Origin of the sequence: Anaerococcus nagyae (assembly GCF_017874535.1) — a bacterium.
In the GTDB taxonomy this organism is placed as follows: domain Bacteria; phylum Bacillota; class Clostridia; order Tissierellales; family Peptoniphilaceae; genus Anaerococcus; species Anaerococcus nagyae.
Map to the genome: position 1 here is coordinate 135,262 of NZ_JAGGLS010000002.1, position 26,778 is coordinate 162,039.

Here is a 26,778-nt window from a genome sequence, read left to right on the forward strand (position 1 = left end):
TATGACTAATACTAATGATGATAGATACTTAAAAAGAGATGGTAGAACTGTAAGCAAGACCTATGTAGCTAAAAGACGTAGTAAGTATAGTAAAAATAAAAAATTATTTACTAAAGCTTATGTTCTTTTATTAATTTTACTTGCCTTATTAAGTATATTTTATAGCATATACATTCATTCCTATATGAAGATATCTCAGATATATATAACTGGCAATGAGATGACAAATGATACAGATATAATAAGTGAATTAGGAAACCCAATAGGAAAAAATATTTTATTCTATAATCCTAGTGATTATGAAGACAATATAAATAAACTTAGAGGAATTGAAAATGTAAAAATAAAAAAAGTTTTTCCTGATTTATTAAATGTGAATGTAGATGAAACTTATCCTTTGTTTTTTCAAGATAATGGGGAACACAGGGTTTATATTTCAAATAAGGCTACCTTACTCGGTGAAGATATTGACGAATATAAACAGTTGCCTTTGAAAGAAATTAAAGGCGCTAATCTTAGAGAAAATATTGGTGGAAATTTTACTGGATCAGAGGCTAGTCTTAAGTTTTTAAGAGCTATTCAATCTTATTCATATTTTAACGAGTTAAATCAATTAAATTTGGAAAATAAAGCTCAAATTGGTATAATGATAAATGATATAGATGTGAAATTTGGTGATTTAAATAACATTGATTATAAGTTAAAATTACTTGATAAAATTCTAAATGATGTAAATAGTAAGTCATTAGATATTACAGAAATTGACTTAAATAATGGAAATGACCCAGTAGTAAAAGTAAATCCTGAATCATTTAGTGAAAATCTAAATTATTAAAATAAAACAGAACACGGGGGAAAGTATGGCGAATATAAACATGGAAAATGATAACAACTCTTTAGCTAAAATAAAAGTTATAGGAGTTGGTGGTGGTGGTAATAATGCTATCAGCCGAATGAGAGATAATGGACTATCAGGAGTTGAGTTTGTAGCAGTAAATACGGACTTGCAAACTTTACAAGAATCAAATGCAGATATAAGACTACAAATTGGTGAAAAATTAACACGTGGTCTCGGAGCAGGTGCTAATCCGTCAGTTGGAGAAAAAGCTGCAGAAGAATCAAAAAATGATATAACTGAAGCGCTAAAAGGATCTGACATGGTATTCATTACTGCTGGTATGGGTGGCGGTACTGGTACAGGAGCTGCTCCAGTAGTTGCAAGTGTTGCCAAAGAAATGGATATTTTAACAGTTGGTGTTGTAACAAAGCCATTTACCTTTGAAGGTAGAAAAAGACAATCACAAGCTGAAGGTGGAATCGAAAAACTTAAAGAAAATGTTGATACACTTATTACAATACCAAATGATAGACTTTTACAAATAGTTGAAAAAAGAACTTCAATGGTAGATGCATTTAAACTAGCTGACCAAGTGCTAATGGATGCTGTAAGTGGCATTTCTGAGCTTATAGCTATTCCAAATGTAATCAACTTAGACTTTGCGGACGTTGAATCAATTATGAGTGATCAAGGTATAGCTCACATGGGTATTGGACGTGCTGCTGGTGAAAATAGAGCTGTTGATGCTGCTAAAGCTGCTATTAATTCACCACTTCTTGAAACTTCAATTGAAGGAGCTAAGGCTGTTCTTCTAAATGTAACAGCTGCAGAAGTAGGTCTTATGGAAGCTAATGAAGCTGCTGAACTCATACGTGATAATATTGATTCTGATGCTAATATCATCTTTGGTGTTGGCTCTGATGAATCATTGGGTGAAGAAATCAAAATTACTGTTATTGCAACAGGATTTGATAATCAAGGCAGACCATCTTCTTCAAGAGCAACAGCAGGTGAGATGAATGCTCCAACTAGAACTAATAGGCAAGAGTTTGAATCTAATAATAGAAACTCTCGTCAATCCGAAGATAAAAGAACAAATAAAAATCCATTTGATGATATAGATTTGCCAGATTTCTTAAAATAATATGAAATGCCCTTATTGTCATTCACATAATACTAAAGTATTAGATTCTAGAACAACTGAAGATGATACTGCGATAAGACGCAGGAGGTTATGTGAAGATTGTGGGAAGAGATTCTCAACATACGAAAGATATGAGAATATTACCCTGATGGTTGTAAAAAAAGATGACACCAGGGAAGCCTATGATCCATCAAAAATTATAAATGGCATTGTAAAAAGCTGTCAAAAAAGACCCGTGTCCATGGATCAGATAGAGAAAGTGGCTAAAGATATTGAGATAAAGATTAACCATACTGGTAAGAAAGAAGTTACTACAAATTTTATTGGCCAGCTAGTTATGGATGAACTTAAAGATCTCGACCCTGTGGCATATGTTAGATTTGCATCAGTATATAGAGAATTTAAGGATGTAGATTCATTTTATGAAGAAATATTAAACTTAAAAGATAAGGAAGATGCTGATAATTAGTGTGATGCTATTTAAGCATCTTTTTTTATTAGCTTTGGAGAAGTTATGGATTTATTTGAATTAAATAGGCAAAGAGAATTAGAAAAATCTGCGCCTCTAGCAGATAGGTTACGTCCTAAAAATCTAAAAGATTATATAGGTCAAGATCATCTGGTAGGAGAAGGTAAGATTATTAATCGAATGATTAAGGCTGATAGAATATATTCTATGATTTTTTATGGACCACCTGGAGTAGGTAAAACTACTTTAGCTAAGATAATTTCAGAAACAACCCATATGGCTTTTATAGAATTATCAGCAGTGACTAGTGGAATAAGTGATTTGAAAAAACAAATTGAAATAGCTAAAGATAATCTAAAATACGAAAATAAGAAAACAATACTTTTTATTGATGAAATTCATAGATTTAACAAATCTCAGCAAGATTATCTTTTACCTTTTGTGGAAGACTCTACTATTATTCTAATTGGGGCTACAACTGAGAATCCTTATTTTGAAATCAATAAGGCACTTATTTCTAGGATGTATGTTTTTGAGTTAGAGTCATTAAATGAGGATGACTTATCAAATCTTATAGAACAAGCTTTAAGCAAAGATGATATTTTATCAAGTAAGAATATTGATTTAAAGAAGGATGCTAGTAAAACATTAATAAAATATTCAAATGGAGATAGTAGAGCTTTACTTAACGCACTTGAAATAGCTATATTTTCAGAAGATGAGAAAGATGGTAAAATATCTATAGGCAAAGAAACTATTGAAAACTCTATTCAGAAAAAAATTGCTATTTATGATAGATCAGGTGATAGGCATTACGATACTACATCTGCTTTTATAAAATCAATGAGAGGGTCTGATATTGATGCTGCCCTTTATTATTTAGCAAAAATGCTTGATTCTGGAGAGGATATTAAGTTTATAGCAAGGCGAATGATAATATTTGCATCAGAAGATATATCAAATGCAGATCCAAATGCACTGATACTTGCAAATAGTACTTTTAATGCAGTAAATACTGTAGGTATGCCTGAAGCAAGAATAATACTTGCTCAAACAGTTACTTATTTAGCTGCTGCTCCAAAAAGTAATTCTACTTATTTAGCTATTGACAGGGCGCTTGACTTTGTAAAATCAAATGCAGATAAAGAGGTTCCCAATAATCTAAAAGACTCACACTATAGTGGTAGTAAAAATTTAATTCATGAAAAGTACCTATACCCACATTCATTTGGTGGATATGTAAAGCAAGATTATTTACCAGAAGCTTATAAAAATGAAAAGTTTTATAAAGCTAAAAATATTGCCTATGAAAAAGAAATGATAGAAAAGATGGAAAAGAGAAAGGAAGGAAATAATGAAGATTAGAGAAATATTAGAAGATATTGATCAGTACTTGGATACTGAAGTTAAGGTAGAAGGTTGGATTAGAAATTCTAGATTTGGTAAAAATGTAGGATTTATTGAGCTAAATGATGGTAGCACTTTTAAAAATCTACAAATAGTAGTAAGCACTGATGCTCTTAACTATGATGAACTTTCTCATCAATTTTTATCAACAAGTTTAAAAGTTATTGGAAAGTTAGTGGCTACTGGTAATAATAAAACTCCATATGAAATCCAAGCGTCTGATATAAAAGTTTTGGGAGAATCTTCTGATAAGTTTCCTATCCAAAAACAGAGGCAAACTCTTGAGTTTATGAGGACTATTCCTCATCTTCGTCCTCGTACCAATACTTATAGAGCTGTTTTTAAGGTTAGAAGTTCACTAGCTTATGCACTTCATAAGTTCTTCCAGGAAAGAGGATTTTTATATGTTAATCCTCCTATAGTAACAGGATCAGATGCTGAAGGAGCTGGGGAGATGTTTAATATTACAACAATGAATCCAGATGAACTGCCTATGAATGAAGAAGGTAAAGTTGATTATAGCAAAGATTTCTTTGGCAAAAAGTCATATTTAACTGTATCAGGTCAACTTGAAGCGGAGGACTATGCTTTAGCTTTTGGAGATGTATATACTTTTGGCCCAACATTTAGAGCAGAAGAATCAAACACTCCTCGCCATGCTGCAGAATTTTGGATGTTAGAACCTGAAATAGCTTTTGCTGATTACAATGTAGCTATGGATGTAGCTGAAGATATGATTAAGTATGTTATTGACTACTTATTAGAAAATAATGCTGATGAAATGAAATTTTTCAATAGATTTATAGATGAAGGCTTATTTGACAGACTTAACCAAGTAAGAAATAAAGAATTTGCAAGAATAACTTATACAGAGGCTATAGAAAGACTACAAGCTAGCGGAGAAAAATTTGAGTTTCCAGTCGAATGGGGTATGGATTTACAAACAGAACATGAAAGATATCTTTCAGAAACTATAGTAAATGGGCCAGTATTTGTTACCGACTATCCAAAAGATATCAAAGCTTTCTATATGAAACGTAATGATGATGGTAAGACAGTAGCTGCATTTGATATGCTTGTACCAGGAGTTGGAGAATTAATTGGTGGCTCTCAAAGGGAAGAAAGACTTGATGAACTTTTAAAATCATTTGAGGAAAATGGATTAGCAGAAGAAGACTATCAAAATTATCTTGATTTAAGAAGATTTGGAACAGTTGTTCACTCTGGATTTGGTCTAGGTTTTGAAAGAGCTGTTATGTATGTTACAGGAATGAAAAATATTCGTGATGTAATACCTTACCCAAGATATGTAAATGCATTCTCACAAAAAAATTAGGAGTTAAAATGAGTGAATATAATTCCAAATATCCAGAATATAACCCAAATGCTATTGAAAAAAAATGGCAAAAAGTTTGGGATGATAATAAAACCTTTCATAGTGAAGTAGATAAAACAAAGAAAAAGTACTATCCACTTGTGGAATTTCCTTATCCATCAGGACAAGGTCTACATGTTGGACATCCACGACCATATACAGCTCTAGATATAGTTGCCCGCAAACGTAGATTAGAAGGATACAGTGTAATGTATCCAATGGGTTTTGATGCTTTTGGTCTACCTACAGAAAACTATGCTATTAAAAATAAAATACATCCAGCAAAAGTTACAGAAGAAAATATTAAAAATTTTAAAGAACAATTAAAATCCATAGGATTTTCTTTTGATTGGGATAGAGAAGTTAATACTACAGATCCAGAATATTATAAATGGACTCAATGGATTTTTATCCAATTATACAAACATGGTTTAGCTTACAAGAATGAAATGAGCGTAAATTGGTGTCCATCTTGTCAAGTTGGTCTTGCAAATGAAGAAGTTGTAGATGGCAAATGTGAAAGATGTGGTACAGAAGTCGTTCATAAAATGAAAAATCAATGGATGCTTAAGATTACAGAATATGCTGATAGACTTATAGACGATTTGGATGAAGTTGATTATGAAGATAGAATAAAAGCTCAACAAATAAATTGGATCGGTAGATCAAAAGGAGCTAATGTAAACTTTAATATTAAAGATACAGAGGATAAACTTACAGTATATACAACTCGTCCAGATACTATATTTGGAGTATCTTATATGGTAATTTCTCCAGAACATCCAATTCTAGAGGTTTATAAGAAAAAAATCTCTAACTATAATGAAGTAACAGCTTATCAAGAAGAGGCTCGTAAAAAATCTGATTTTGAAAGAGCTGAACTAAATAAAGATAAAACAGGTGTAAGGCTTGATGGCTTAAGTGCAATTAATCCATTAAGTGGTGAGGAAATTCCTATTTGGGTTTCTGATTATGTACTTATGTCTTATGGTACAGGAGCTATAATGGCAGTTCCAGCCCATGATACTCGTGACTATGAATTTGCCAAAGAGTTTGATATGCCTATAGTTCAAGTTTATGAAACAGAAGATAGTGAAGAACTTCCACTTACAGATATAAATAAGGGAAAATCTATAAATTCTGAATTTTTAAATGGTTTATCTGCAACTGAGGCTAAGCAAAAAGCTATAGAATATATAGAAGAAAAGAAACTAGGGGAGGCTACAACAAACTTTAAGCTCCGTGATTGGGTGTTTTCACGTCAAAGATATTGGGGTGAACCAATTCCTATGGTTTACTGCGAGGAACATGGTTGGGTACCAGTAGATGAAAGTGAACTGCCAATAATGCTTCCAGAAGTAGAAACTTATGAACCCACTGCAACAGGAGAATCTCCGCTTTCAGAAATAGATGAATTTGTAAATACTATTTGCCCAATCTGTGGTAAGCCTGCTAAAAGAGAAACAGATACTATGCCACAATGGGCAGGAAGCTCTTGGTACTATCTAAGATACATGGACCCACATAATAGTAAAGCTATAGCTAGTAAAGAAGCTTTAAATTATTACAGTCCAGTAGATTGGTATAATGGTGGAATGGAGCATACAACACTTCACTTATTATATTCTAGATTTTGGCATAAATTTTTATATGACTTAGGAATTGTTCCTACTAAAGAACCATATAAGAAGAGGACAAGCCATGGTATGATTTTAGGAGAAGATCATCAAAAGATGAGTAAATCTCGAGGAAATGTTGTAAATCCTGATGATATAATAAGAGATTATGGTGCAGATACTTTAAGATGTTATGAGATGTTCATAGGAGATTTCACTTCAACAGCTATTTGGTCTGATGAAGGAGTTCGCGGTTGCCGTAAGTATTTAGAACGTGTTTATAATATGATAGATCTTATAGGCCAAGGAGAAGGATACTCTAAAAACCTTGAAGTTACAATACACCAAACTATAAAAAAAGTTAGTGAAGATTTTGAAAATCTTAAATTTAATACAGCCATTGCATCACTTATGACTCTGTCAAATGAAATGAGAAGTCAAGCTAGTATTACAAAAGATGACTTTAAAACTTATATAATTCTTCTAAATCCCGTTGCTCCACATATGACAGAAGAACTTTGGAAAATGGCAGGATTTGAGGGAATGCTAAATGAAGCAGCTTGGCCAAAGTATGATGATTCAAAACTAAGTTTAGATGAATTTGAAATGCCAGTACAAGTAAATGGAAAAATGCGTGGTAAGGTAATGATGTCAATGGATGCGAGTAAAGATGATGCTATAGAAGCTGCAAAATCTGATAATAATATAGCAAGTCATATAGAGAATAAAGAGATAAGAAAAATAATCTATGTTCCAGGTAAAATTCTAAATATAGTAGTAGGATAAAAAAGTAGGACGTTTTGTCCTGCTTTTTTTATAAATAAAAAGATGGGTATATATTTTATATAGATAAACAATTAAAGGAGTTAGTTATGAGAAAAGTAAGATTATCAATAGTTTTTTATTCTCAAACAGGAGTTAATTATAAAATGGCTTCATATGCAAAAAAAGAAGCAGAAAAAAATGGAGCAGAAGTTAAGCTTTTAAAAGTTAGTGAATTAAGAGATACAAGTAATGTTATAAAAGGATCTGCCTGGGATAAAACAATTAAAGCAACAGAAGGCATTAAAATAGCAAGTCCTGAGGACTTAGTTTGGGCAGACGCTATAATTATTTCTAGTCCTACTAGATTTGGTAATATTTCAAGTCAAATGAAAGATTTTATAGATTCATTAGGTGGTGTTTGGGCTGAGGGTAAATTAGTAAATAAATTTGTTACAGCTTTTTCTTCTTCCAAAAATCTAAACGGAGGACAAGAACAAACTATAAGATCTATATATACGTCAGCTATGCATTGGGGTTCAATAATAGTTCCAACAGGATACACTGATCAATCAATATATGCTCAAGGTGGAAATCCATATGGAGTATCGGCAACTCAAGCTGATGAAGATGATGAAATAAAAAATGATGTTAAAGAAGCAATTGAACATCAAACACAAAGACTTTTAGAAATAGCTGGAAAGTATATAAATAATTAGTAAATACTTAGCCTGGATTACTAATCCAGGTTTTATTTTTTATATACCTATATAAATTATACAGGTATTTTTATTTTGGGTATATTTAATATATAATATATAATTTATATTAAGGAGGGTATATGAATATTTTTGATATCTTAAATAGTAAATTACTTTACGTATTAGTAGCTATTGGGCTTTTAGTCATCTTTTTAATATGTATTTTGTTCTTTGTTCGTGCAAAAAAACGTGCAAAGGAATTAGATATACCAGATGAGAAAGTAAAAGCTACAATAAAAAGTTCTTTGGTATTTTCTATAGTACCATCTATTGCGGTTATAATTGGACTTATAACCCTTACACCGCTTTTAGGTATACCATGGCCTTGGTTTAGGTTATCAGTTGTGGGATCATTACCTTATGAACTTACAGCAGCGGAGCTTGCTGTAAAGGGACTTGGTTATCCTGATCTCGCTTCATATCAAGGATCAACTGATATAAGTGCTATAGGTACAATAATGTTTACCATGTCCATCTCAATTTTAGGAGGAATGCTATTTAATATATTTTTTCTAGAAAAATATCACAAAAAAGTTTCGGGTGTAGGTACCAAACCATCTCCATTTAGAGAGTTAGCACTTTCTGTATTAACTTTTGGAATGGTTACAGTATTTTTTCCTATAGAATTTTTAAAATCAAAAACTCATGCTGCAGTAGCAATAACTTCTATTTTAGTAACAATAATACTTGGAAAAGTATCAAAAAAATATAATATTTCTTGGTTATCTGATTTCATAATGAGTTTTGCTCTAATAATTGGGATGGCAGCAGGAGTGTTTTTTGAGGGGGTACTATAATGGCTAATAATAAATCTTATATGGATAATACCTACAGACTTGGAAGAATAGCTACAATTATTTGTATTGCAATAATGTTTGTTATACCATCAGTAATATGTACGGTTTATAGTATTTGGCCATCATTTGATTCTGTTATGGGTGCAGCAGGACCACTTCTTGCAATATTTTTACCTACTGCTTTAGCTGAACAACTATCAATGATACCACTTACAGGGAATTCAGCTTATTTAAATTCCATTATGGGAAATGTAACCAATATTAAATTTCCAGCATATTTATCAGCTTTATCTTCTGTTGATCAAGATCCTGGTACAGAAGAGGCAGATGTTATAGGAATGATTGCAGTATGCATATCTGGTATGACCACTATGGTTATAATATTTCTTGGTGTAATACTTTTAGTTCCACTTAGTCCTATACTAACTAGTCCTACTGTTAAAACAGCAACTAATTATATTATGCCAGCACTGTTTGGATCAATGTTGGTTGGGACCTTAATGAATAAAACAGCTGGTAGCTATAAGGCTGAGAAAAAACCATTAATTGGAGTCATAGATTTAGCTATAGTATTTATAATAAACATATTTATAGTAAATCTAGATAGAAAACAAGGATATGCAATGGTTGGGGTAATGTTGTTATCAGTGCTATTAGCCTATATCTTTTATAAGAAAGGAATAATAGAACTAGAATCCAAAGAAAAAAATAAGCAATAAACTTGTTTTAAATTCGCTAATGGTGTATCATTATACATGATACACCTTATTTATTTAGTATCTTAAATAAATCATTAATATATAGTCAGATAATAGTTTATATATGAGAAGGTAATATGAGGAATTTTTTAAAAAATAACATTTACAATATAATCTCACTTTTAATATTTATAGGTTTTTGCTTACTAGGTTATTTAGGATATAAGAAGGGGCTGTTTGATTCTATAGAAAGTTTTAGAAACTATGTATTATCCTTTGGACCTTGGGCATTTTTAGTTTTTTTTATAGCAAATATTATGCAGGTAGTAGTTCCTGGGGTACCTGGTGGTATTATACTTGCCTTTGGTGTTATTACCTTTGGTGCACTTAAAGGTTTTATATATAATTATTTATCAATCTGCATAGGATGTCTAATTAACTTTACAATATCTAGGACTTTTGGACAAAGTTTGGTATTAAAAATTTTTGGAGAAAATACTTTTAATAAATATAAAGATAAAATAAAAGATGAAACTTATGAAAAGTTTTTTGCTTTAGCAATTCTATTGCCAGCTGCTCCGGACGATTTTTTGTGTTATTTGTCAGGACTTAGTAATATGAGCTTTAAGAAGTTTGCACTAATAATTTTCTTTTGTAAACCACCATCAATATTTTTATACTCAATGGCGTGGTACTTTGGATTTGATTGGTTTATGAATAAATTTAGTTAAATATTATATAATTTACTTTATTAAAGAATAATAAAGAAAATTTGATGTTGACAAGGTATATGAAAGGATGTATTATTGTATTATAATAATAATACAGGATTAGAAGGTTATATGATAAAATTTCTTAAAAAAAATATATGCAATATTATAGCAATAATAGTTCTTTTAATACTAACTGTACTTGGGTACATGGGTTACAAACATGGATTATTTAATTCTATTGACACTTTTAGAGATTTTATATTATCTTATGGTGCTTGGGCAAATATTATTTTTATGATTGTGCAAGTAACCCAAATAGTTGTTCCTATAATACCAGGTGGATTAACTACTATTTTTGGAGTTGTTATCTTTGGACCACTATGGGGATTTATTTACAATTATATATCCATTTGTTTTGGATCTATGTTGGTGTTTTTTATATCCAGAACATTTGGAAAATCAATTGTACTAAATTTATTTGGTGAAGATACTTTTGATAAATATAAGCATAAGATAAGAGATAAGACTTATGAGAAGTTTTTTGCTTGGGCTATTTTATTACCTGTAGCTCCAGATGATTTTCTATGCTACTTAACTGGCTTATCTGATATGAGTTTTAAAAAATTTTCAACTATAATTCTTTTATGTAAGCCCCCTTCAATATTCTTATATTCAATGGGATGGGCAATGGGATTAGAGTGGATAGTTAATAAAATATAATTTAAAAAGGAGTACTTACAAAATAATGATAATCCATTATCTTGTAAGTACTCCTTATTTTATGTATATAGTTCCTTTTGTGTGTTAAACATTTCTGCGTATAGCTTATTGGCTTTTAGAAGTTCAGTGTGACTTCCATTTTCTTCAATGTGACCATCATTACAAACAATAATTCTATCAGCATATTTAGTAGAAGACAATCTATGGGATATGAAGAGTGATGTTTGATCTTCTGTAATTTTTAGCATATTTTCGAATATTTCTTGTTCGCTACGAGGGTCAAGAGCACTTGTTGGTTCATCCATAATTATAAATTTACCTTTGTGTTGCATGGAACGTGCTAAGGCTAATTTTTGACCTAAACCACCTGATGGAGATACTCCGTTATTGTCAAAGACAGTCGTTAAATAATTCTCTTTTCCATTTGGTAGATTGTCAACCCATTTTTTGATATTAAGCAGTTTAAATGAAGCATCCATTTGTTCATAATCACATTTATTAATATCATCTTTTATGTTTGTAGCAACATTCTCATCGATTCTAAATGGAAATAATCTAAAGTCCTGAAAGGTAGGGGATAGGATTTTATAATAATATTTTGTATCTATATCTTTTATATTGGTGCCGTTTAGTAAAATTTCACCACTGCTAGGTTCATAAAATTTACATAAAAGCTTTACTATAGTAGATTTACCAGCACCATTTCGCCCAACGAGAGCTACAGTTTCACCGGGGTTAATTATAAATGAACAATTTTTAAGTATATAATCATTACTTGATGGGTACTTAAATGATACATCCTTAAATTCTAATCTTACTGTTGATAGATCTATATCATTTATATCTCCTTCTTCGTGGGAATCCTCAATATCTAAAAATTCATATAATGTATTTAATGATACATTTAATCCAGCTAAGTCGGCATAATATTGCTGAAAAGATTGTAAGGCCTCAATGAGCTTATTTAAGCAATTAAAATACAAAGTGAAATTTGATATTGTTATTGTATTTTGAATAAGTCTATAAGTAATATATATGAATGATCCTACTATGCCCATATTATTTATTATATTTATTAGACCAAGCATAGCTCCATTTTTTGTAAAATACTTATGGTTAGCTTTAAACATTTCATTCATATGATATGCAGCTTTTTCAAGAATCATCTTCTCTGCATTAAAAATTTTAATATCTTTAGAGTATTTATAATCTTTTGCAAATTTAAAATAGTAATTATAAACTCTTATATCTCCAGCAGATCTTTTTTGATAGTCTTTCTCATTATCTTTAATTATTTTAGATAAGGGTTTATTTAATATTACTAAGATAATTAAAATAAGTGGTATTATAAAATTTAGTTTAATTAATATAACTATAGAAAAAATACCAGTTATAACTGCTCCTGAAGCGAAGGACATAAATTCTAGTAGGGAATAGGTACTTCCTACTGCATACAAGGCTTGTTGAGTCTTATCTTGGATAGACTTAGAATCTGTCATTTCGATAGGCAGACTTAAAACTTTCTCATTTACTTTATAAGATAGTTCATCATTAAATACTTGCATAGTTCTTTCATAATAATTATTTGAGTATAGATTTATAATTTTATTTAGAAAAGCTAATACTAAAGCAATTAATGCGATCATAAACATAATATTTAAGCGTCTTAAGTTTTGATATTCATCTATTATTAATTTTGGAGCAATTACATTGAATATGGGTAGTAAACCAGTAAGCAAAGAAAGTATTATGGTTTTCTTAATAAAACCTTTGTGATTTTTATCTATAAGTTTAAAAAGTCTTATAAAATTACGCATTAGCTTCCTCCTTATAATTTTTGGCTTGAATATCAAATAGTTCTTTATATTCGCCATTTTTTGACATTAACTCGTCATGAGTTCCTTCTTCAGTGATCTCACCATTTTTTAAATATATAACTTTATCACAAAATTTAGTGGAAGCTAGTCTATGAGAAATGAATATACTAGATTTATCTTCAGTTATTGAATTATAAAGCTCATATAATTCCTTTTCAGCAATAGCATCTAATTGAGCAGTTGGTTCATCTAATATTAAAATATGATAAGAAGATTTATTTATAGCACGAGCCAAAAACAATCTTTGTTTTTGGCCACCAGATAAGTCTATGCCATTATCATCAAGAGTTCTTAGAAGTATTTGCTCATCCTCATTATCATATTTATCAACTAAGAAATCTAAACCAGTTTTTTTATAAATTTTTGATAAGTCTTTTTTATCGGTATTCATAGCTACATTTTCCCTAATGCTATAAGGCATTACTAAAGTATCTTGAAATACTGCAGAAACTAAGTCTTTCCTGTCGATATTATAAGAATTTATATCCTCTCCATTTAGTAAAATTTTTCCACTAGTAGGCTCATAAAGTCCTGCCAATATCAGAGCTAGAGTACTTTTTCCAGCTCCATTTTCTCCTACAATAGCGATGCTTTCATTGTTATTAAGCTTTAAGTTTATATTTTTCAAAGTATACGTGTTAGATTTAGGGTATTTAAAGTAAACATTTTTAAATTCTATATCTATTTTAGAAAAATTAACCTTTTTATAATTATTGACAGGTTTATCTAGAGTTTTAAAATAGTATTTGAATAGGTTTAAATCTCTAACTAAATAAGCAGACTGATCAGCTAGATTGTCAACGATAATTACAAAAGAAAATAAGCTAGTAAACAAAATATAAAATTTTGATAGTCTTATGTTTCCATTTTGAAGATTGGATATTAGCCAATAGAAAACAGGTACATCACGGATTAAAGATATGGCCTTAGCCTTTAAATTGAGTGTAAAAACTTTACTGTTTGATTTCACAAATTCATTATCCCAGTGTTTTGTAATACTGGAATAATACTTTTTAAACAACGTATTATAATCATACATAAGTATATCAAGCTTGCTAATTGGACTTTGAAGTTCATAGTTTAATTGTTGTAATTGTTCCCATGTATAATCAATGTCATTCCAAAAAGCATCATATATAAATGTCGTTTTATATATGAATTTACAAGAGAAAAACGTTAATACTATCATATAAATTATTAGCCACCATTCTAGAGCTGTAAATATCCAAAGATAACCAATTAAAGATATGATTAAACCAAAAATTAAAGGCATATGAAGAATTATTCCTCCAAAACCATCAAAGGGATATTGTATTGATCTTATAGCGTCAGTAATGATCTCTTTATATTTCTTATCTTGTTGTTTTGAGTATGACAAACTAAGGCTATAATTTATAATGTTTGTATTTAGCCCATAGCGTAGATTATTCATTCTCATCCTGTAATTGCCAGTTAAGAACGAGTTTAAGAATTTCATTAAAGATGTTAGGATAAATAATCCTATAAAAAATGGAATAAAAAATTCTAATCCTTTGTCCTTATTATCTATAACATAGGCAGGAGCAAATATCCATATGAATGGCAAAACACCATTGATTATGGAATTAAGGATTACTATTACATACATAAAAGGGTCTTTGGACCACATTTGATTTAAAATAAATTTTAGTTCTTTCATAAGTGTAGGAATATTCCTACGACCTCCTTGTCTTTTATTTATAGTCAAAGCAAGGAGTATATGTACTTACTTTGACTATTGGATATTTACCTTTACTATTCTTTGATTTAAATTAATATTCATTTTTATCCTCCTTCTTATATATTTGATAAGATTATAGCATGATAAAATTTATTTGTAAATATGTAAAAAAGTTGTAGAAAAATTTATATAAAAAAAGATGGCTTAATTGCCATCTAAAAATACAGGTTAATATAAAATATCATTACCAGCTATAAATTCAATTTCGATATCGGTACCAAAAGTTTCGCTATGTATAATCTTAAAAGCCCTGACTTTACTAGTATTATCAAAGCATAGATTGTTATTAATTACTTCACCCAATGGAGCAATAGATGTTATCCCTTGCTTGTTATATATAGGAAGTGCCTTAGCTATAATAAAATTTACTTGATCTTCGATTAATGATATATCAAGTTTATCATAAAATTCACTAATCTTAAGTACTGCTCTTTCTTCGCTTAGCTGTAATTTTATATCTTTGAAATTATAGAAAACCCCCATAACTATTTTAAAAATTATGTAAGCAGTATTATAGGATAAATTTTTCATTCTATTTTTCATATTTAGTTTAAGTATAACTTCAGATTTGTTTGGTTTACCTTTTACTAGATGTATTATATTGTCTCTCTTTTCATCTATTGAAAGTATTTCTAAATCTAGGATACTTCCCTTATCTTCCAAAAGATAAGAATTTTTAGGCATAAAGATAGTCCTATCTAATATAATTTGTGTATTATTGTCTTGAATACGTCTTGATATTATATTTGCCTTAATTTCTTCTATTTCTGGATATTCTAAGTATAGTTTTTGCATAAGCTACCTCATTTTCACCTCTAATCATTTAAATACATATGATATAATATACCCGAGGTTAGGCTATGAGAAAGAAATATTTTTTACTTTTATTAGGTTTATTAATAGGGATAGGTTTATTTATAAATTTTGAAAGCCTCAATCCACTCTATATTCTATTTGGTTCATTAACTTTTACTATGATTTTATTTTTAATAAATAAAAATCTAATAATAGTTCCATTAGCTTTACTATTAGGATTTAATCTAGCTTTATTTAAATTTAATAAATATAGTTTGAAAGATAAGAATCCACAAAAAGCAGAGATTACTATTTTAGAAAAACGAAGTAGTAAAGAAGGGTTTAGATACTTTGTAGATGTTAGAACAGTTGATAGTAAAGAGAAATCAGTTCTATTTGCTGATGATGATTTTGATATAGGAGATATTTTATTAGTTAAGATTACTCATAAAATCCCTAATAGAAATACTAATCCTAATCTTTTTAATTATAGAAATTATTTGATATCTAAGAATATAGCAAGTAGCTTAGAGATTGATAAAGTATATGCAAGATCTAAAAGTTCGTCATTAGGGCTTAAACTTAGAAATAAGTTTTACAATTATGCACATAATCTTTTTGATCATAACTTAAGTAAGAATTCTGCAAATTTTGCATTTTCTGTAATTTTAGGTGAAAATTTGATTCAAAATGAGGATATAAAAGACTTAGGTTTAGCACATATACTCGCAGTTTCAGGTTTACATATAGATATGTTAGTTGCTTTTATATTATTCATAGTCAATAAGTTTAATATAAATTATAAGTATGGTTATGGATTTGCTTTGTTAATATGTTTAGTGTATGGATATTTAATATCTTTTCCTTTTTCTGTAATAAGAGTTTTAATAATAAATCTAATAGGCTTTTTATCCTTTTTGTTTCAAATGCCTGAAGATAAGTTAAAGTCTTTATTGATTGCTGCAAATTTAATATTGTTAATCAATCCGTTTGCTTTTTTGAATGCAGGATATGTTTTATCATTTATAGCGACTAGTGCAGTTTATTTGGTATATCCTAAGCTAAAGATTTATTTAAAAGATAATATGCTTTTAAATAGATTAGGATTTACAACTAGTATTCAGCTTGCAGTGTTGCCATTTATTATATATTATTATGGAAAAGTTAATTTACTTGCTGTTATAGCAAACTTTTTAATCCTTCCTTTATTTACTATTAGCATGTATGCAATATTTATAGCAATTATAAGTTATCCACTATTAAAAATAGTACTTTTACCTGTATTTAAGCTAATAGATTATTTATTAGCATCTATATTAAATTTAACGAGTATTTTAAACAGTATTTCTATTTTTGCGTTTGAATTTGCTCATCCAAATATATTGGTTTCTTTGTATTTGTATGTGCTAATAGTAGTAATGCTTTATATGAAAAAATCTAATAAAATCCTACTAAAGCATTTTTATATAGTTAATATTTTCGTGGTTATAATAAGTTTATTATATGAAAGTGTTAATAATGAAATAAGTTATTCTATGATTGATATAGGCCAAGGAGATGCATTTTTAATAAATGATGGTGGAGATTATTATTTAATTGATGTTGGGGGACCTAAATATGATTCTTATGATTCTGGTGAAAAGATATTAGTGCCTTATTTGAAGTCATTAGGCATAAAAGAGATTAATGCTGTTTTCATAAGTCATGAAGACAATGATCACTGTGGGAACTTGCCAATTTTATATAATAATTTTAAAATTAATAATCTTATCACTGGTCCATATAATACTGATGGATTAAGAGAATACCATCCTATAGCTATGCATAAAAATAATAGAATGAAACTAAAAAATGGTTATATAGAATGTATTTTTGAGGGTAGCATGGGAGAAGAGAATGCTGAATCTTTAGGTCTTTTAGTAAATATTAAAGGTGTGAAAATTCTTAGTATGGGAGATTTGCCTAAGGAATATGAGGACACTCTTGATATAAAAGCAGATGTATTAAAGATTTCTCACCATGGTTCAAAAACTTCAACTTCTAAAAGTTTCGTAGAAAAAGTTAATCCAAAGGTTGCCTTAATTTCAGCTGGCCGCAACAATAGATATGGACATCCTACTAAGGAAGTATTAGATAATCTTGAAGGTGTTAAAATTTATAATAGTCAAGAAAGTGGTATGGTTAAAATAGTTTTTGGCAATAGTACAAAGATAGAAAGTTACTTAAAAGGCGGATACTTTAAATGAATTATAAAGAATTTATGACCAATTTAATAAATGATAATGTATCAGGAGTTTATTTATTCGATTCTAAAGAAGAGTTTTTAAATGATACTATAATTGAAGAAGTAAGATCTAAAATTTCTATAATAGATTTTAACTTGATTGAAATAAAAGGAAGCAAAGATATTGAAACTATAAAAAATTCTTATGAAACTTATCCAGTAATGGAGGATAAGAAATATATAATCTGGAGAAATATAGACTTATCTAAAAATTCTATTAAAGAGTACGATGGTATTCTTGATGGACTTATCAAAGATGTAAAAGACTTTCCACCTTATGCAACTTTACTAATATTTTCCGATAACTCACCTTTCAAAGGTAAATTTTATAAATCTATTGATAAGAATGGAACAATTGTAAGAATTGATAGGCTAAATCAAAGAGAGCTTGAATCTTTTATTGGTAAGAGATTTGTAAGAAGTGGTAAAAAAATTCAAAGATCTTTAGTGACAGAAATAGTAGAAAGATTTTCTTATATTAATAAACAAAGTGAGTTAGATCTTTATGAAGTAGTTAATACAGTTGATAAAATCATATCTAATTCAAGTGAAGAAATAGTTAAAAGAGAAGATGTTTTAAATCAATTAGATGAAATTTTAAATTTAAATATTTTTAATCTTACCGATGCTATAAGTTCAAAAAATAGTAGAGAGGCTAGTAAAGTTTACTTACAAATGGTTAGATCTAACGAAGATCTTTTTATGATTTATCATATGATTATAAGACAAATTAGAAATCTTATTGGTGTAAAGAGCTTATATTTAAATGGTTTTAATGATAGTTTTATAATGAAGAACATAGGAATAGGAAGTTTTGAACTCAAAAAGCTTAAGAATTTCTCTAGAAATTTTTCTTTAAATGAGCTATTTGATATTCATTCAAGATTATTTGATATGGAATATAGACAAAAGTCGGTTGATTTTAATATGAGAATGGAAATATTATTATTGATTAACATAATTACTAATAATATTTAAAAAAATAATGAGCGATAATCAGTAGTCATATGTGAGGATCCAATACTGATTATTGCTCATTTTATTATGCATTTTGTGCGTTATTGATTGCTCTTTGTAATCTAGAAGTTGTTCTAGCTACTTTATTTTTGTGAATTATATTTTTAGCTTCTGCTTGTTTCATTTTTTTATCAACATGTCTAAAAATTTCACGAGCTTCGTCAACATTCCCAGCTTCTATAGCTTCATCAAATTTTTTGATGTAAGTTTTAATTTCAGATTTTTTAGATTTATTTCTTAAAGTATCTCTTTTTGTAGTTTCGATTCTTTTTTGAGCTGATTTAATATTTGCCATTATTTCACCCTCTTTCTTTTATATCTCTTTTGCTTGACTGATATATCTTACCATAAACTAGAAATACTTACAAGTCTTGTCTATGATAATAATATATTTTTTTGTAGTTTTACTATTTTAGTTTATAATATAATAATGAAATGAAAGGAAATATGTATGTCTAATAATAAAGAAAATGAAAAAGTTGTTATAAAATCAGATTCAGTAGCGAAAGAAAAAGTTAAAAAAAAGAATAAGAAAGATGAAGAAAAAGATGGCCCTTTAGAATTGCTTAAATCTATTCTTATAGCCTTAGCTATAGCTATATTTATAAAAGCTTTTATAATGGATGCAACTAATATATCTGGTAATTCTATGCTAAATACTCTTCATGATGGGGATATGCTTTTAGTAAATAAAATCTCAAAGAACTTTACTGATTACCATAGAGGACAGATAGTAATTTTAAAAGCACCTGATTATCCAAATAGACTATATGTAAAAAGAGTTATAGGACAGCCAGGTGATACCATAACTCTTAAAGACGAAAAAGTTTATGTAAATGGTGAACAATTAAATGAATCTTATACTTCAGTAGACTATACCCTACAAACAAGTGAAGATTATGAATGGAAACTTTTAGATAATCAATATTTTGTTATGGGTGATAATAGACTAGAAGGGGCAAGTAACGATTCAAGAAATTTTGGGCCTATTAATAAAAGTGAAATAGTAGGTCATGCCTTTGTTAGAATTTATCCATTTAGTGATATAGGAAAAATAGATAATAATCCATACGGAAATGAGTAATAAATGACAAAAAGAAAAGATAATATAAGAAATTTCTCTATAATAGCCCATATTGATCATGGTAAGTCTACTTTAGCAGATAGGCTTATAGAAAAATCAGAACATTTATCTGAAAGAGAAATGACCAATCAAATGCTTGATGATATGGAACTTGAGCGTGAACGTGGGATAACTATTAAACTTAAATCTATAAAAATTCATTACAAAGCAAAAGACGGAGATATATATGATTTAAACTTAATAGATACTCCTGGTCACGTTGACTTTAACTATGAAGTATCTAGATCTCTTAAAGCTTGCGAAGGTGCGATATTAGTTGTGGACTCCAGTCAAGGAGTAGAGGCACAAACTTTAGCTAATACATACTTAGCTTTAGAGCAAGATTTAGAAATACTACCAGTATTAAATAAAATAGACTTACCTTCATCTAGAATTGATGAAGTAAAAGCAGAAATTGAAAGTCAAATAGGCCTTGATACTGAAGGAATACCATTAGTTTCTGCTAAAACAGGTTTAAATATTGAAGATGTTCTAGAAGATATAGTAAATAATGTACCTGCTCCAGAAGATCATGATGATAAGCCTCTTAAGGCTTTAATATTTGATTCATATTATGATTCCTACAGGGGAGTTATATGCTATGTCAGAATTTTTGAGGGCCTTGTAAAGCCAGGTGACACTATAAAGATGATGAATACTGGTAAAACCTATGAGGTAAATACTATAGGCTATACCATGAAATCTCGTATTGAAACAAAAGAATTAAGATCTGGAGATGTTGGATTTATTGAAGCAAGTATCAAGGAAGTTAAGGATGCTAGAGTAGGTGATACTATAACATCTGCAAATAATCCTACTGATAATCCACTTTCTGGTTACAAAGAAGTATTACCTATGGTATATTCAGGTATATATCCAGCAGAAGGGGAAAGCTTTGATAAGCTCCGCGATGCTTTAGAAAAACTCCAAGTAAATGATGCAGCACTAGTATTCGAACAAGAAAATTCACAAGCCCTAGGAGTTGGACTTCGTTCAGGATTTTTAGGACTACTGCATATGGATATAATTACTCAAAGATTAGAACGTGAGTATGACCTAAATATTATAGCTACAGCTCCATCAGTTATTTATAAGTTAAAGTTAAAAGGTAATGAGGAAGAAAAAGAAATTCAAAATCCTAATGATTTTCCAGATCCAACTACTATAGAATATATTGAAGAACCTATTACCAGAGCTGAGATAATAACACCATCAGATTATATAGGACAAGTAATGAATCTTTCTCAAAATCGTCGTGGAGAGATGATTGATATGAACTATATTGATGAAAAAAGAGTTTCTATTAAATATAAGCTCCCACTTAATGAAGTTATATATAACTTTTTTGATAGCCTAAAATCAAGGACGCGTGGATATGCTTCACTAGATTATGAAGTAATAGGTTATAAAGCTTCAGATCTTGTCAAACTTGAAATTCTAATAAATGATGAAGTAGTAGATGCTCTTTCAATAATAGTTCATAGAGATAGTGCCTATGCCAGAGGACGAGGAATAGTAGAAAAATTAAAAGATGAAATACCACGTCAACAATTTGCAATACCTATACAAGCAGCAATTGGTGGTAAGGTAATTGCAAGAGAAACTGTAAAAGCACTTAGAAAAGATGTGATTGCTAAGTGTTATGGCGGGGATATTTCAAGAAAGAAAAAACTTCTTGAAAAACAAAAAGAAGGTAAAAAACGTATGCGTCAGTTAGGAAGCGTAGAGGTACCACAAGATGCTTTCCTTGCTGTATTAAAATATGATGATGAGAATAATGATAAATAAACGACTAAAGCGGCTAAAAGCCGCTTTTATATTTCTAACTTATGACTTGATTTTTGTTTAAGATATAGAGTTATTGAATATATAAATAGGTATATAGCAAGTGCAGTTAATATAATAAATATGAAATCTCTAACAGGATAGTTACTAGATAAATTTTTGCCCTTTACAAAAAATGTAGAAGCTAGGTATGAAAAAGGAATAGAAATTATTCTAATTTTATTATATACACTTAATTTTTTAAAGAATGTTAATATAAGTATAATAGAAATTCCTAGAATTATTAAAGCTAACCTAACATATATCCCTAGTATTAATCTAGGAAGAGCTACTGTACCACCATTTTCAAAAACTCTACTTGGATCATATAAGATTTTATTAGTATTTTTTCCATTATTTGTATAAGCGATAATATCAACATCATCTTTAGGTATTTTTAGTCCAACATATCTATTGTTTGATTTTTTGTCCGTTTTTGTGGTGTAGCCATCTACATAATAGATATTATATCCATCATATGTAGTAATATCAGTATCTATACGAGTGACTTCATCACTAAATTCTATATTTACATTTTTATCATCTGATTTTATATTTATCAAATTATCCTTATAATCAATCGGTATTGGCTTGCTGACATATGATATTATTATTAAAAAAATACTCACTAACAAGGATATGATCATAATGACTAGATTTTTCTTATCTTTTTTTATTGTATTATTTAAAAAAGATAAAGATTCATTTTCATTTTTTATTTCCATATCAGTATCATTAGCTAACAAGTTATAATAATTTCTACAAGAACTGCAAGTTTTTAAATGTTCTTTTACAAGTTTCTTTGTTTCGTCACTTAACATGTTTTCCTTATATAATGGGATTAAATCGCGTATTACCTTACATTCCATAATCTTCCTCCATAATAATTTTAAGTTTTTCTTTTGCCCTATAAAAGTTTACGCATGCCCGATTAGGAGATTTGTTGTATATTATTGCTATTTCTTTAAAACTTAAGCCAGCTAGCCTAAGCTTAGTAATTTCCTTATATGGTTCATTTAATTTTTCAATTGAAGTTTTTAGATTCTGCTTTTCTTCATTAGCTAACAATTCGTTTTCAAATGATTCGATACCTTTATCAAAATCTTCAATATCAGCAGTTGAAATATAAATTTTATTTCGTTTGTAATAGTTTATATAAGTATTTTTAGCAATAGTAAAAAGATATGATTTAAGATTTGAAATATTTTCAAACTTACCTGAGTTATTAATAACTTTTAAAAAAGTTTCACTGGTTATATCTTGGGAAATCTCCTTATTTTTTGTAAAGGAAAGCATGAATTTATATATGTCATCAAAATATATATGATAAATCTTTTCTATATCCATTTTGCCCTCCTTACTTATATAACAATTTACTTAGTAAAATATTACACTATTTAATATATTTCATAAAATAATTGCGTTATTTTCTTAGCTCTGGGTATCTTTTAGATAGGAATATAAAGGAGAAACTTATGAAAATTAAAAATGTAACAATAGCAGGTGGAGGAGTGCTTGGTGCTCAGATAGCTTATATAACTGCTTTTCATGGATACAATGTCACTATTTGGGGAAGAAGTGAAGGATCTATTGAAAGAGTTAGACCTCGTATAGATAAATTGCATGAGATTTTTAGCAAAGAATTAGAAATAGCTCCTTCATATATTGGAGCTAAAAATCCAGATTATCCTAGATCATTTTTTAATGATAAATCAGAGATAACTGAGAAAAGAATTACTGAACTTAAAGAGATTAACCAAGATACTTATAATGGTATGAATTACACTACTGATTTAGATGAAGCTTTTGCAAATGCAGATTTAGTAATAGAAGCTATAGCAGAAGTAGTAGATGAGAAAAAAGCTTTTTATCAAAAAATTACACCATATTTAAAAGATGATGCGATTTTGGTTACAAATTCATCAACACTTTTACCTTCTACATTTAGAGATTATACAGGTAGACAAGAGAGATTTTTAAGCTTGCACTTTGCAAATTCAATTTGGAGACAAAACTTAGCTGAAGTAATGGGTCATGATAAAACTAGTGAAGAAGTTTTTGATATAGTGGTAGAATTTGCAAAATCTATAGGAATGTATCCAGCTATAATAAAAAAAGAACAGCCTGGATATATATTAAATTCTATTTTAGTTCCATTTATAGATGCTGGTTTAAGGTTATATGGTGATGATATAGCCAGTCCACATGATATAGACATGGACTGGAAACTTGGAACAGGATCACCTCGTGGACCTTTTGAAATAATAGATATAGTTGGAATTACAACAGTAATTAATATTACAAGTGCTAATCCAGAATCTAAAGATCCAAACTCAGCATTGGCTAAAGCAGTAGAAAAACTAAAAGAAAGAGCTGATAAAGGACTTAAGGGTGTAGAAAGTGGAGAAGGATTCTATAAGTATAATTAGTCAATAGAATAGCTTTCCAGAAATTGGAAAGCTATTTTTTAATATTATTATTGGTAATAACGACCTCTATATTATTTTCATCAAAATTATGGGAAAAATCATAGTAATTAGGAATATATTTTTAAGTATAATTGGTATGTCGGTATCGAGAGTTTATAATTTAAGAGTTTTTTATAAAAATGCTAATGACTTTTCCGTTATCTATTTTAAAAGCTAAGCGAAAATTATTAAGATTTCTTTTTATTATTTATACTTTTCCAAAACTTACAGCATCATTAGGTACGAGTTTTTTTCTAAATCTATATCTTATCTTATTAATTCTTTATTCTTATAAAAATTTTATTTATATATTTTATTAACAATGCTAGCATGATATAATATTTTTAAATAAAAAATTTAAGGAAAGATTATGGATGAAAAAAAATTATACGAAAGAATTATTTTAAGAAGCTTAATAATATTAATTAGCGTTTTACTTGTTATATATTTAGCTCCCAAAATTGTAAGTGGCTTATTACCTATTATTTTGGCTCTAGTTTTAGTTGCCTTATTAAACCCTTTTATAAGAAAAATTGGCGAAATTATTCCTATTAAAAATAGTATAATATCATATATCGTTGGGACTATATTACTAATTTTAATATTGCTTTTATTGATATGGTTCTTTCAAATTATAATATCTCAATTAGTTGGTCTTGTGGGCAATATTATAAAAAATTGGCCCTTAATTGTAAAATCTGTAGATTCTTGGGTGGATTCGGTAAATTCAAAGATTAAAGTTTTACCACCTTTTGTATCTAAGGCTATTCAATCAGGACTTGACTCTGCCTATAGTTCTTTGGCGAGTTTACAAAAAAATGCAGTCAATATTACACTAGGTTTTACAACAGCTTTTATAAATACATCTAATGATTTAATATTCTTTATAATTACTTTTATAGTCGCTTTTTACATAATATTAGGAGATATGCAAGAGGCCTCAAATAAGTATAATTCTGCTATTCCAGAATATTCAAAAGCAAATATCAGTCTAATTAGAACAGTTTTTAAAAACTCTACATGGAATTATATAAAGTCTCAATTAAAGTTGGCTTTATGGTGTTTTATACTAATGGCCATAGTATTAAAACTTTTAGGACAGCAATACTATATACCTATTGCTATCTTATTAGGATTTGTAGATCTTTTACCTATGATAGGACCTATCATTATTATGCTGCCGTGGACAGCAGTAGAACTTTTTATATTTAATAATATGCAAAAAGGTATTGGCTTATTTATATTGTTGATATTTTGGACTAGCTTCAGGCAAGTAATCACTCCAAAGGTAATTGGAGATTATGCGGATATTCATCCTATCTTATCAGTAATATCTCTTTATGCAGGTCTTAAGCTATTTGGAGTAAAGGGGGCTATCCTTGCTCCTATTTTAGTAATATTTATAGTGGGAATTTATAGATCTGGAATTCTAGATAATTGGCTTTATGACTATAAATTATTTTTTAATTATATCCATAAAACTTTGAATATTAACAAGAGAGAAAATAATACTGCTGAAGATAAATAAATTAGTAGTATAATAAAAGTGATGATAATTATTATCAATAAGGAGATGGAATGGACAAATATCAAGTTAAGATTTTAGATATAAAAGAAGAATATAAAAATGTTTTTACTTATACTTTAGAAAAACCAGATGCATTAAATTGGGAGGAAGGTAGCAGCTTTCATCTAGCTTTACCTGGCTATGATAAAGATAAGGAAATTAATAAAAAATTGGTTCATCATTTAAGCATTAATACTTTAGATGATGAAGATAATATTAGGTTTACTACGAAAATTCCTATAAGAAAATCACTTTTTAAAAAGACTTTATCTAAATTAAAGGTTGGAGATAGCGTGACTATTTATAAAATAAGATCTCATATGGGACTTAAACGAGAAGATAGGCCAATTGTTTTACTATCTCAGGGCATAGCTATGTCTACTATTAGACCTTTAATTAAAAAATTTGAAAAAGATAGTGATGGTATTCCCGAGCTTATATGTGTAAATGTAAATAATAAGGATACACATTTATACGAAAGTGATTTTAAAGATGTAGATGGTTCATTATTTGTAAAATATTGGCTAGAAACAAGGAATGAATATTTAGCAAAGATAAAAGAATTAGCAAGTACAAAAGAAAAGTCATATTTTTATGTAGTGGGTAGTGAAAATTTTGTACTTGATAGTCTATACACATTAAGAGAATCTGGAATTAAAGATGATAGTATTATAATTGATAAAAATGAAGAAAAACGAGGTATTGTATTTACTACATTAGAAAATTATAAGTTTATTGCTTAATATACTTAAAATATAAACTCT

Annotated in this window: 24 protein-coding genes; 18 read left to right on the forward strand and 6 right to left on the reverse strand. The window is 28.8% G+C overall.

Annotation, left to right across the window (positions count from 1 at the left end; all coding sequences use genetic code 11):
• The first annotated feature begins 1 nt into the window (after position 1).
• The 11 genes from J2Z39_RS02780 to J2Z39_RS02830 all read left to right on the forward strand — a co-directional run bounded on the left by J2Z39_RS02780 (position 2) and on the right by J2Z39_RS02830 (position 11,300).
• Complete coding sequence (locus J2Z39_RS02780; protein WP_117521026.1) at positions 2-835, forward strand: cell division protein FtsQ/DivIB; 834 nt, start codon at positions 2-4, stop codon at positions 833-835.
• Between the two features lie 25 nt (positions 836-860).
• A complete protein-coding gene (ftsZ, locus tag J2Z39_RS02785; RefSeq protein ID WP_209813681.1) occupies positions 861-1,982 on the forward strand; it encodes a cell division protein FtsZ in 1,122 nt (373 codons plus the stop codon).
• A 1-nt stretch (position 1,983) separates the two neighbouring features.
• Positions 1,984-2,451 (forward strand): transcriptional regulator NrdR, encoded by a 468-nt coding sequence (gene nrdR / locus J2Z39_RS02790; RefSeq protein ID WP_209813683.1) that lies wholly within the window; start codon positions 1,984-1,986, stop codon positions 2,449-2,451.
• Between the two features lie 45 nt (positions 2,452-2,496).
• Complete coding sequence (locus tag J2Z39_RS02795) at positions 2,497-3,816, forward strand: replication-associated recombination protein A (protein ID WP_209813684.1); 1,320 nt, start codon at positions 2,497-2,499, stop codon at positions 3,814-3,816.
• Positions 3,806-5,194 (forward strand): asparagine--tRNA ligase, encoded by a 1,389-nt coding sequence (asnS, locus tag J2Z39_RS02800; protein ID WP_209813686.1) that lies wholly within the window; start codon positions 3,806-3,808, stop codon positions 5,192-5,194. The genes J2Z39_RS02795 and asnS overlap by 11 nt, the downstream gene beginning before the upstream one ends.
• 8 nt (positions 5,195-5,202) lie before the next feature.
• Positions 5,203-7,635 (forward strand): leucine--tRNA ligase, encoded by a 2,433-nt coding sequence (gene leuS, locus J2Z39_RS02805; RefSeq protein WP_117521036.1) that lies wholly within the window; start codon positions 5,203-5,205, stop codon positions 7,633-7,635.
• A gap of 86 nt (positions 7,636-7,721) precedes the next feature.
• Complete coding sequence (wrbA, locus tag J2Z39_RS02810; RefSeq protein ID WP_117521038.1) at positions 7,722-8,330, forward strand: NAD(P)H:quinone oxidoreductase; 609 nt, start codon at positions 7,722-7,724, stop codon at positions 8,328-8,330.
• A gap of 122 nt (positions 8,331-8,452) precedes the next feature.
• Entirely contained in the window at positions 8,453-9,169 is a 717-nt protein-coding gene (locus J2Z39_RS02815; protein ID WP_209813688.1) for a DUF5058 family protein, read from the forward strand.
• Positions 9,169-9,888 (forward strand): hypothetical protein, encoded by a 720-nt coding sequence (locus J2Z39_RS02820; RefSeq protein ID WP_117521042.1) that lies wholly within the window; start codon positions 9,169-9,171, stop codon positions 9,886-9,888. The genes J2Z39_RS02815 and J2Z39_RS02820 overlap by 1 nt, the downstream gene beginning before the upstream one ends.
• A 116-nt stretch (positions 9,889-10,004) precedes the next feature.
• On the forward strand, positions 10,005-10,598 hold the full coding sequence (locus tag J2Z39_RS02825) for a TVP38/TMEM64 family protein (protein WP_209813690.1): 594 nt from the start codon (positions 10,005-10,007) through the stop codon (positions 10,596-10,598).
• A 111-nt stretch (positions 10,599-10,709) separates the two neighbouring features.
• Entirely contained in the window at positions 10,710-11,300 is a 591-nt protein-coding gene (locus J2Z39_RS02830) for a TVP38/TMEM64 family protein (RefSeq protein ID WP_181965114.1), read from the forward strand.
• Between the two features lie 59 nt (positions 11,301-11,359).
• Here J2Z39_RS02830 and J2Z39_RS02835 read toward each other — a convergent pair whose 3' ends face one another.
• From J2Z39_RS02835 to J2Z39_RS02845, 3 genes are all read right to left on the reverse strand, one after another.
• Complete coding sequence (locus J2Z39_RS02835; RefSeq protein WP_209813692.1) at positions 11,360-13,117, reverse strand: ABC transporter ATP-binding protein; 1,758 nt, start codon at positions 13,115-13,117, stop codon at positions 11,360-11,362.
• The gene (locus J2Z39_RS02840) at positions 13,110-14,855 is read right to left on the reverse strand and encodes an ATP-binding cassette domain-containing protein (RefSeq protein WP_209813694.1); all 1,746 of its coding nucleotides are present in this window, start codon (positions 14,853-14,855) and stop codon (positions 13,110-13,112) included. The genes J2Z39_RS02835 and J2Z39_RS02840 overlap by 8 nt, the downstream gene beginning before the upstream one ends.
• Positions 14,856-15,104: 249 nt before the next feature.
• Entirely contained in the window at positions 15,105-15,731 is a 627-nt protein-coding gene (locus J2Z39_RS02845; protein ID WP_209813696.1) for an alanyl-tRNA editing protein, read from the reverse strand.
• Between the two features lie 65 nt (positions 15,732-15,796).
• Between J2Z39_RS02845 and J2Z39_RS02850 the strand changes: the two genes are divergently transcribed.
• Together J2Z39_RS02850 and holA are read left to right on the forward strand one after the other, a co-directional pair.
• Positions 15,797-17,977: a DNA internalization-related competence protein ComEC/Rec2 gene (locus J2Z39_RS02850; RefSeq protein WP_209813698.1), complete on the forward strand. Its 2,181-nt coding sequence runs from the start codon at positions 15,797-15,799 to the stop codon at positions 17,975-17,977.
• Positions 17,974-18,993, forward strand: coding sequence for a DNA polymerase III subunit delta (holA, locus tag J2Z39_RS02855; RefSeq protein WP_117521054.1), 1,020 nt, complete (start codon positions 17,974-17,976; stop codon positions 18,991-18,993). Before J2Z39_RS02850 ends, holA begins: the two co-directional genes overlap by 4 nt.
• Positions 18,994-19,057: 64 nt before the next feature.
• Here the strand turns inward: holA and rpsT are convergent, their stop codons facing one another.
• Positions 19,058-19,327, reverse strand: a complete 270-nt coding sequence (rpsT, locus tag J2Z39_RS02860; protein ID WP_117521056.1) for a 30S ribosomal protein S20 — start codon at positions 19,325-19,327, stop codon at positions 19,058-19,060.
• 156 nt (positions 19,328-19,483) lie between these two features.
• Between rpsT and lepB the strand changes: the two genes are divergently transcribed.
• Together lepB and lepA are read left to right on the forward strand one after the other, a co-directional pair.
• Positions 19,484-20,116 (forward strand): signal peptidase I, encoded by a 633-nt coding sequence (lepB, locus tag J2Z39_RS02865; protein WP_117521058.1) that lies wholly within the window; start codon positions 19,484-19,486, stop codon positions 20,114-20,116.
• Positions 20,117-20,119: 3 nt separating this feature from the next.
• Positions 20,120-21,943, forward strand: a complete 1,824-nt coding sequence (gene lepA / locus J2Z39_RS02870) for a translation elongation factor 4 (RefSeq protein WP_209813700.1) — start codon at positions 20,120-20,122, stop codon at positions 21,941-21,943.
• A gap of 26 nt (positions 21,944-21,969) precedes the next feature.
• On the opposite strand, the gene J2Z39_RS02875 is transcribed toward lepA, so the two are convergent.
• Together J2Z39_RS02875 and J2Z39_RS02880 are read right to left on the reverse strand one after the other, a co-directional pair.
• Positions 21,970-22,848, reverse strand: a complete 879-nt coding sequence (locus tag J2Z39_RS02875) for a zf-HC2 domain-containing protein (RefSeq protein WP_209813702.1) — start codon at positions 22,846-22,848, stop codon at positions 21,970-21,972.
• Complete coding sequence (locus J2Z39_RS02880; protein ID WP_209813704.1) at positions 22,838-23,326, reverse strand: RNA polymerase sigma factor; 489 nt, start codon at positions 23,324-23,326, stop codon at positions 22,838-22,840. Before J2Z39_RS02880 ends, J2Z39_RS02875 begins: the two co-directional genes overlap by 11 nt.
• Positions 23,327-23,454: 128 nt before the next feature.
• Between J2Z39_RS02880 and J2Z39_RS02885 the strand changes: the two genes are divergently transcribed.
• From J2Z39_RS02885 to J2Z39_RS02895, 3 genes are all read left to right on the forward strand, one after another.
• Positions 23,455-24,408 carry a 3-hydroxyacyl-CoA dehydrogenase gene (locus J2Z39_RS02885; RefSeq protein WP_209813706.1) on the forward strand — a complete coding sequence of 318 codons (954 nt, stop codon included), beginning with the start codon at positions 23,455-23,457 and terminating at the stop codon, positions 24,406-24,408.
• Positions 24,409-24,817: 409 nt separating this feature from the next.
• Positions 24,818-25,975, forward strand: a complete 1,158-nt coding sequence (locus tag J2Z39_RS02890) for an AI-2E family transporter (RefSeq protein ID WP_117521068.1) — start codon at positions 24,818-24,820, stop codon at positions 25,973-25,975.
• A 50-nt stretch (positions 25,976-26,025) separates the two neighbouring features.
• Positions 26,026-26,757 carry a hypothetical protein gene (locus J2Z39_RS02895; RefSeq protein WP_209813709.1) on the forward strand — a complete coding sequence of 244 codons (732 nt, stop codon included), beginning with the start codon at positions 26,026-26,028 and terminating at the stop codon, positions 26,755-26,757.
• Positions 26,758-26,778 lie beyond the last annotated feature (21 nt).

What these genes read in the sequence shown, in the direction of transcription:
- J2Z39_RS02835 (WP_209813692.1), bottom strand. Translation starts at nt 13,117, where the DNA reads ATGCGTAATTTTATAAGACTTTTTAAACTTATAGATAAAAATCACAAA.
- J2Z39_RS02825 (WP_209813690.1), top strand. Translation starts at nt 10,005, where the DNA reads ATGAGGAATTTTTTAAAAAATAACATTTACAATATAATCTCACTTTTA.
- J2Z39_RS02830 (WP_181965114.1), top strand. Translation starts at nt 10,710, where the DNA reads ATGATAAAATTTCTTAAAAAAAATATATGCAATATTATAGCAATAATA.
- J2Z39_RS02880 (WP_209813704.1), bottom strand. Translation starts at nt 23,326, where the DNA reads ATGGATATAGAAAAGATTTATCATATATATTTTGATGACATATATAAA.
- J2Z39_RS02780 (WP_117521026.1), top strand. Translation starts at nt 2, where the DNA reads ATGACTAATACTAATGATGATAGATACTTAAAAAGAGATGGTAGAACT.
- J2Z39_RS02840 (WP_209813694.1), bottom strand. Translation starts at nt 14,855, where the DNA reads ATGAAAGAACTAAAATTTATTTTAAATCAAATGTGGTCCAAAGACCCT.
- asnS (WP_209813686.1), top strand. Translation starts at nt 3,806, where the DNA reads ATGAAGATTAGAGAAATATTAGAAGATATTGATCAGTACTTGGATACT.
- holA (WP_117521054.1), top strand. Translation starts at nt 17,974, where the DNA reads ATGAATTATAAAGAATTTATGACCAATTTAATAAATGATAATGTATCA.
- J2Z39_RS02895 (WP_209813709.1), top strand. Translation starts at nt 26,026, where the DNA reads ATGGACAAATATCAAGTTAAGATTTTAGATATAAAAGAAGAATATAAA.
- wrbA (WP_117521038.1), top strand. Translation starts at nt 7,722, where the DNA reads ATGAGAAAAGTAAGATTATCAATAGTTTTTTATTCTCAAACAGGAGTT.
- J2Z39_RS02820 (WP_117521042.1), top strand. Translation starts at nt 9,169, where the DNA reads ATGGCTAATAATAAATCTTATATGGATAATACCTACAGACTTGGAAGA.
- lepA (WP_209813700.1), top strand. Translation starts at nt 20,120, where the DNA reads ATGACAAAAAGAAAAGATAATATAAGAAATTTCTCTATAATAGCCCAT.
- leuS (WP_117521036.1), top strand. Translation starts at nt 5,203, where the DNA reads ATGAGTGAATATAATTCCAAATATCCAGAATATAACCCAAATGCTATT.
- J2Z39_RS02845 (WP_209813696.1), bottom strand. Translation starts at nt 15,731, where the DNA reads ATGCAAAAACTATACTTAGAATATCCAGAAATAGAAGAAATTAAGGCA.
- J2Z39_RS02850 (WP_209813698.1), top strand. Translation starts at nt 15,797, where the DNA reads ATGAGAAAGAAATATTTTTTACTTTTATTAGGTTTATTAATAGGGATA.
- ftsZ (WP_209813681.1), top strand. Translation starts at nt 861, where the DNA reads ATGGCGAATATAAACATGGAAAATGATAACAACTCTTTAGCTAAAATA.
- J2Z39_RS02795 (WP_209813684.1), top strand. Translation starts at nt 2,497, where the DNA reads ATGGATTTATTTGAATTAAATAGGCAAAGAGAATTAGAAAAATCTGCG.
- J2Z39_RS02875 (WP_209813702.1), bottom strand. Translation starts at nt 22,848, where the DNA reads ATGGAATGTAAGGTAATACGCGATTTAATCCCATTATATAAGGAAAAC.
- J2Z39_RS02815 (WP_209813688.1), top strand. Translation starts at nt 8,453, where the DNA reads ATGAATATTTTTGATATCTTAAATAGTAAATTACTTTACGTATTAGTA.
- J2Z39_RS02885 (WP_209813706.1), top strand. Translation starts at nt 23,455, where the DNA reads ATGAAAATTAAAAATGTAACAATAGCAGGTGGAGGAGTGCTTGGTGCT.
- nrdR (WP_209813683.1), top strand. Translation starts at nt 1,984, where the DNA reads ATGAAATGCCCTTATTGTCATTCACATAATACTAAAGTATTAGATTCT.
- lepB (WP_117521058.1), top strand. Translation starts at nt 19,484, where the DNA reads ATGTCTAATAATAAAGAAAATGAAAAAGTTGTTATAAAATCAGATTCA.
- rpsT (WP_117521056.1), bottom strand. Translation starts at nt 19,327, where the DNA reads ATGGCAAATATTAAATCAGCTCAAAAAAGAATCGAAACTACAAAAAGA.
- J2Z39_RS02890 (WP_117521068.1), top strand. Translation starts at nt 24,818, where the DNA reads ATGGATGAAAAAAAATTATACGAAAGAATTATTTTAAGAAGCTTAATA.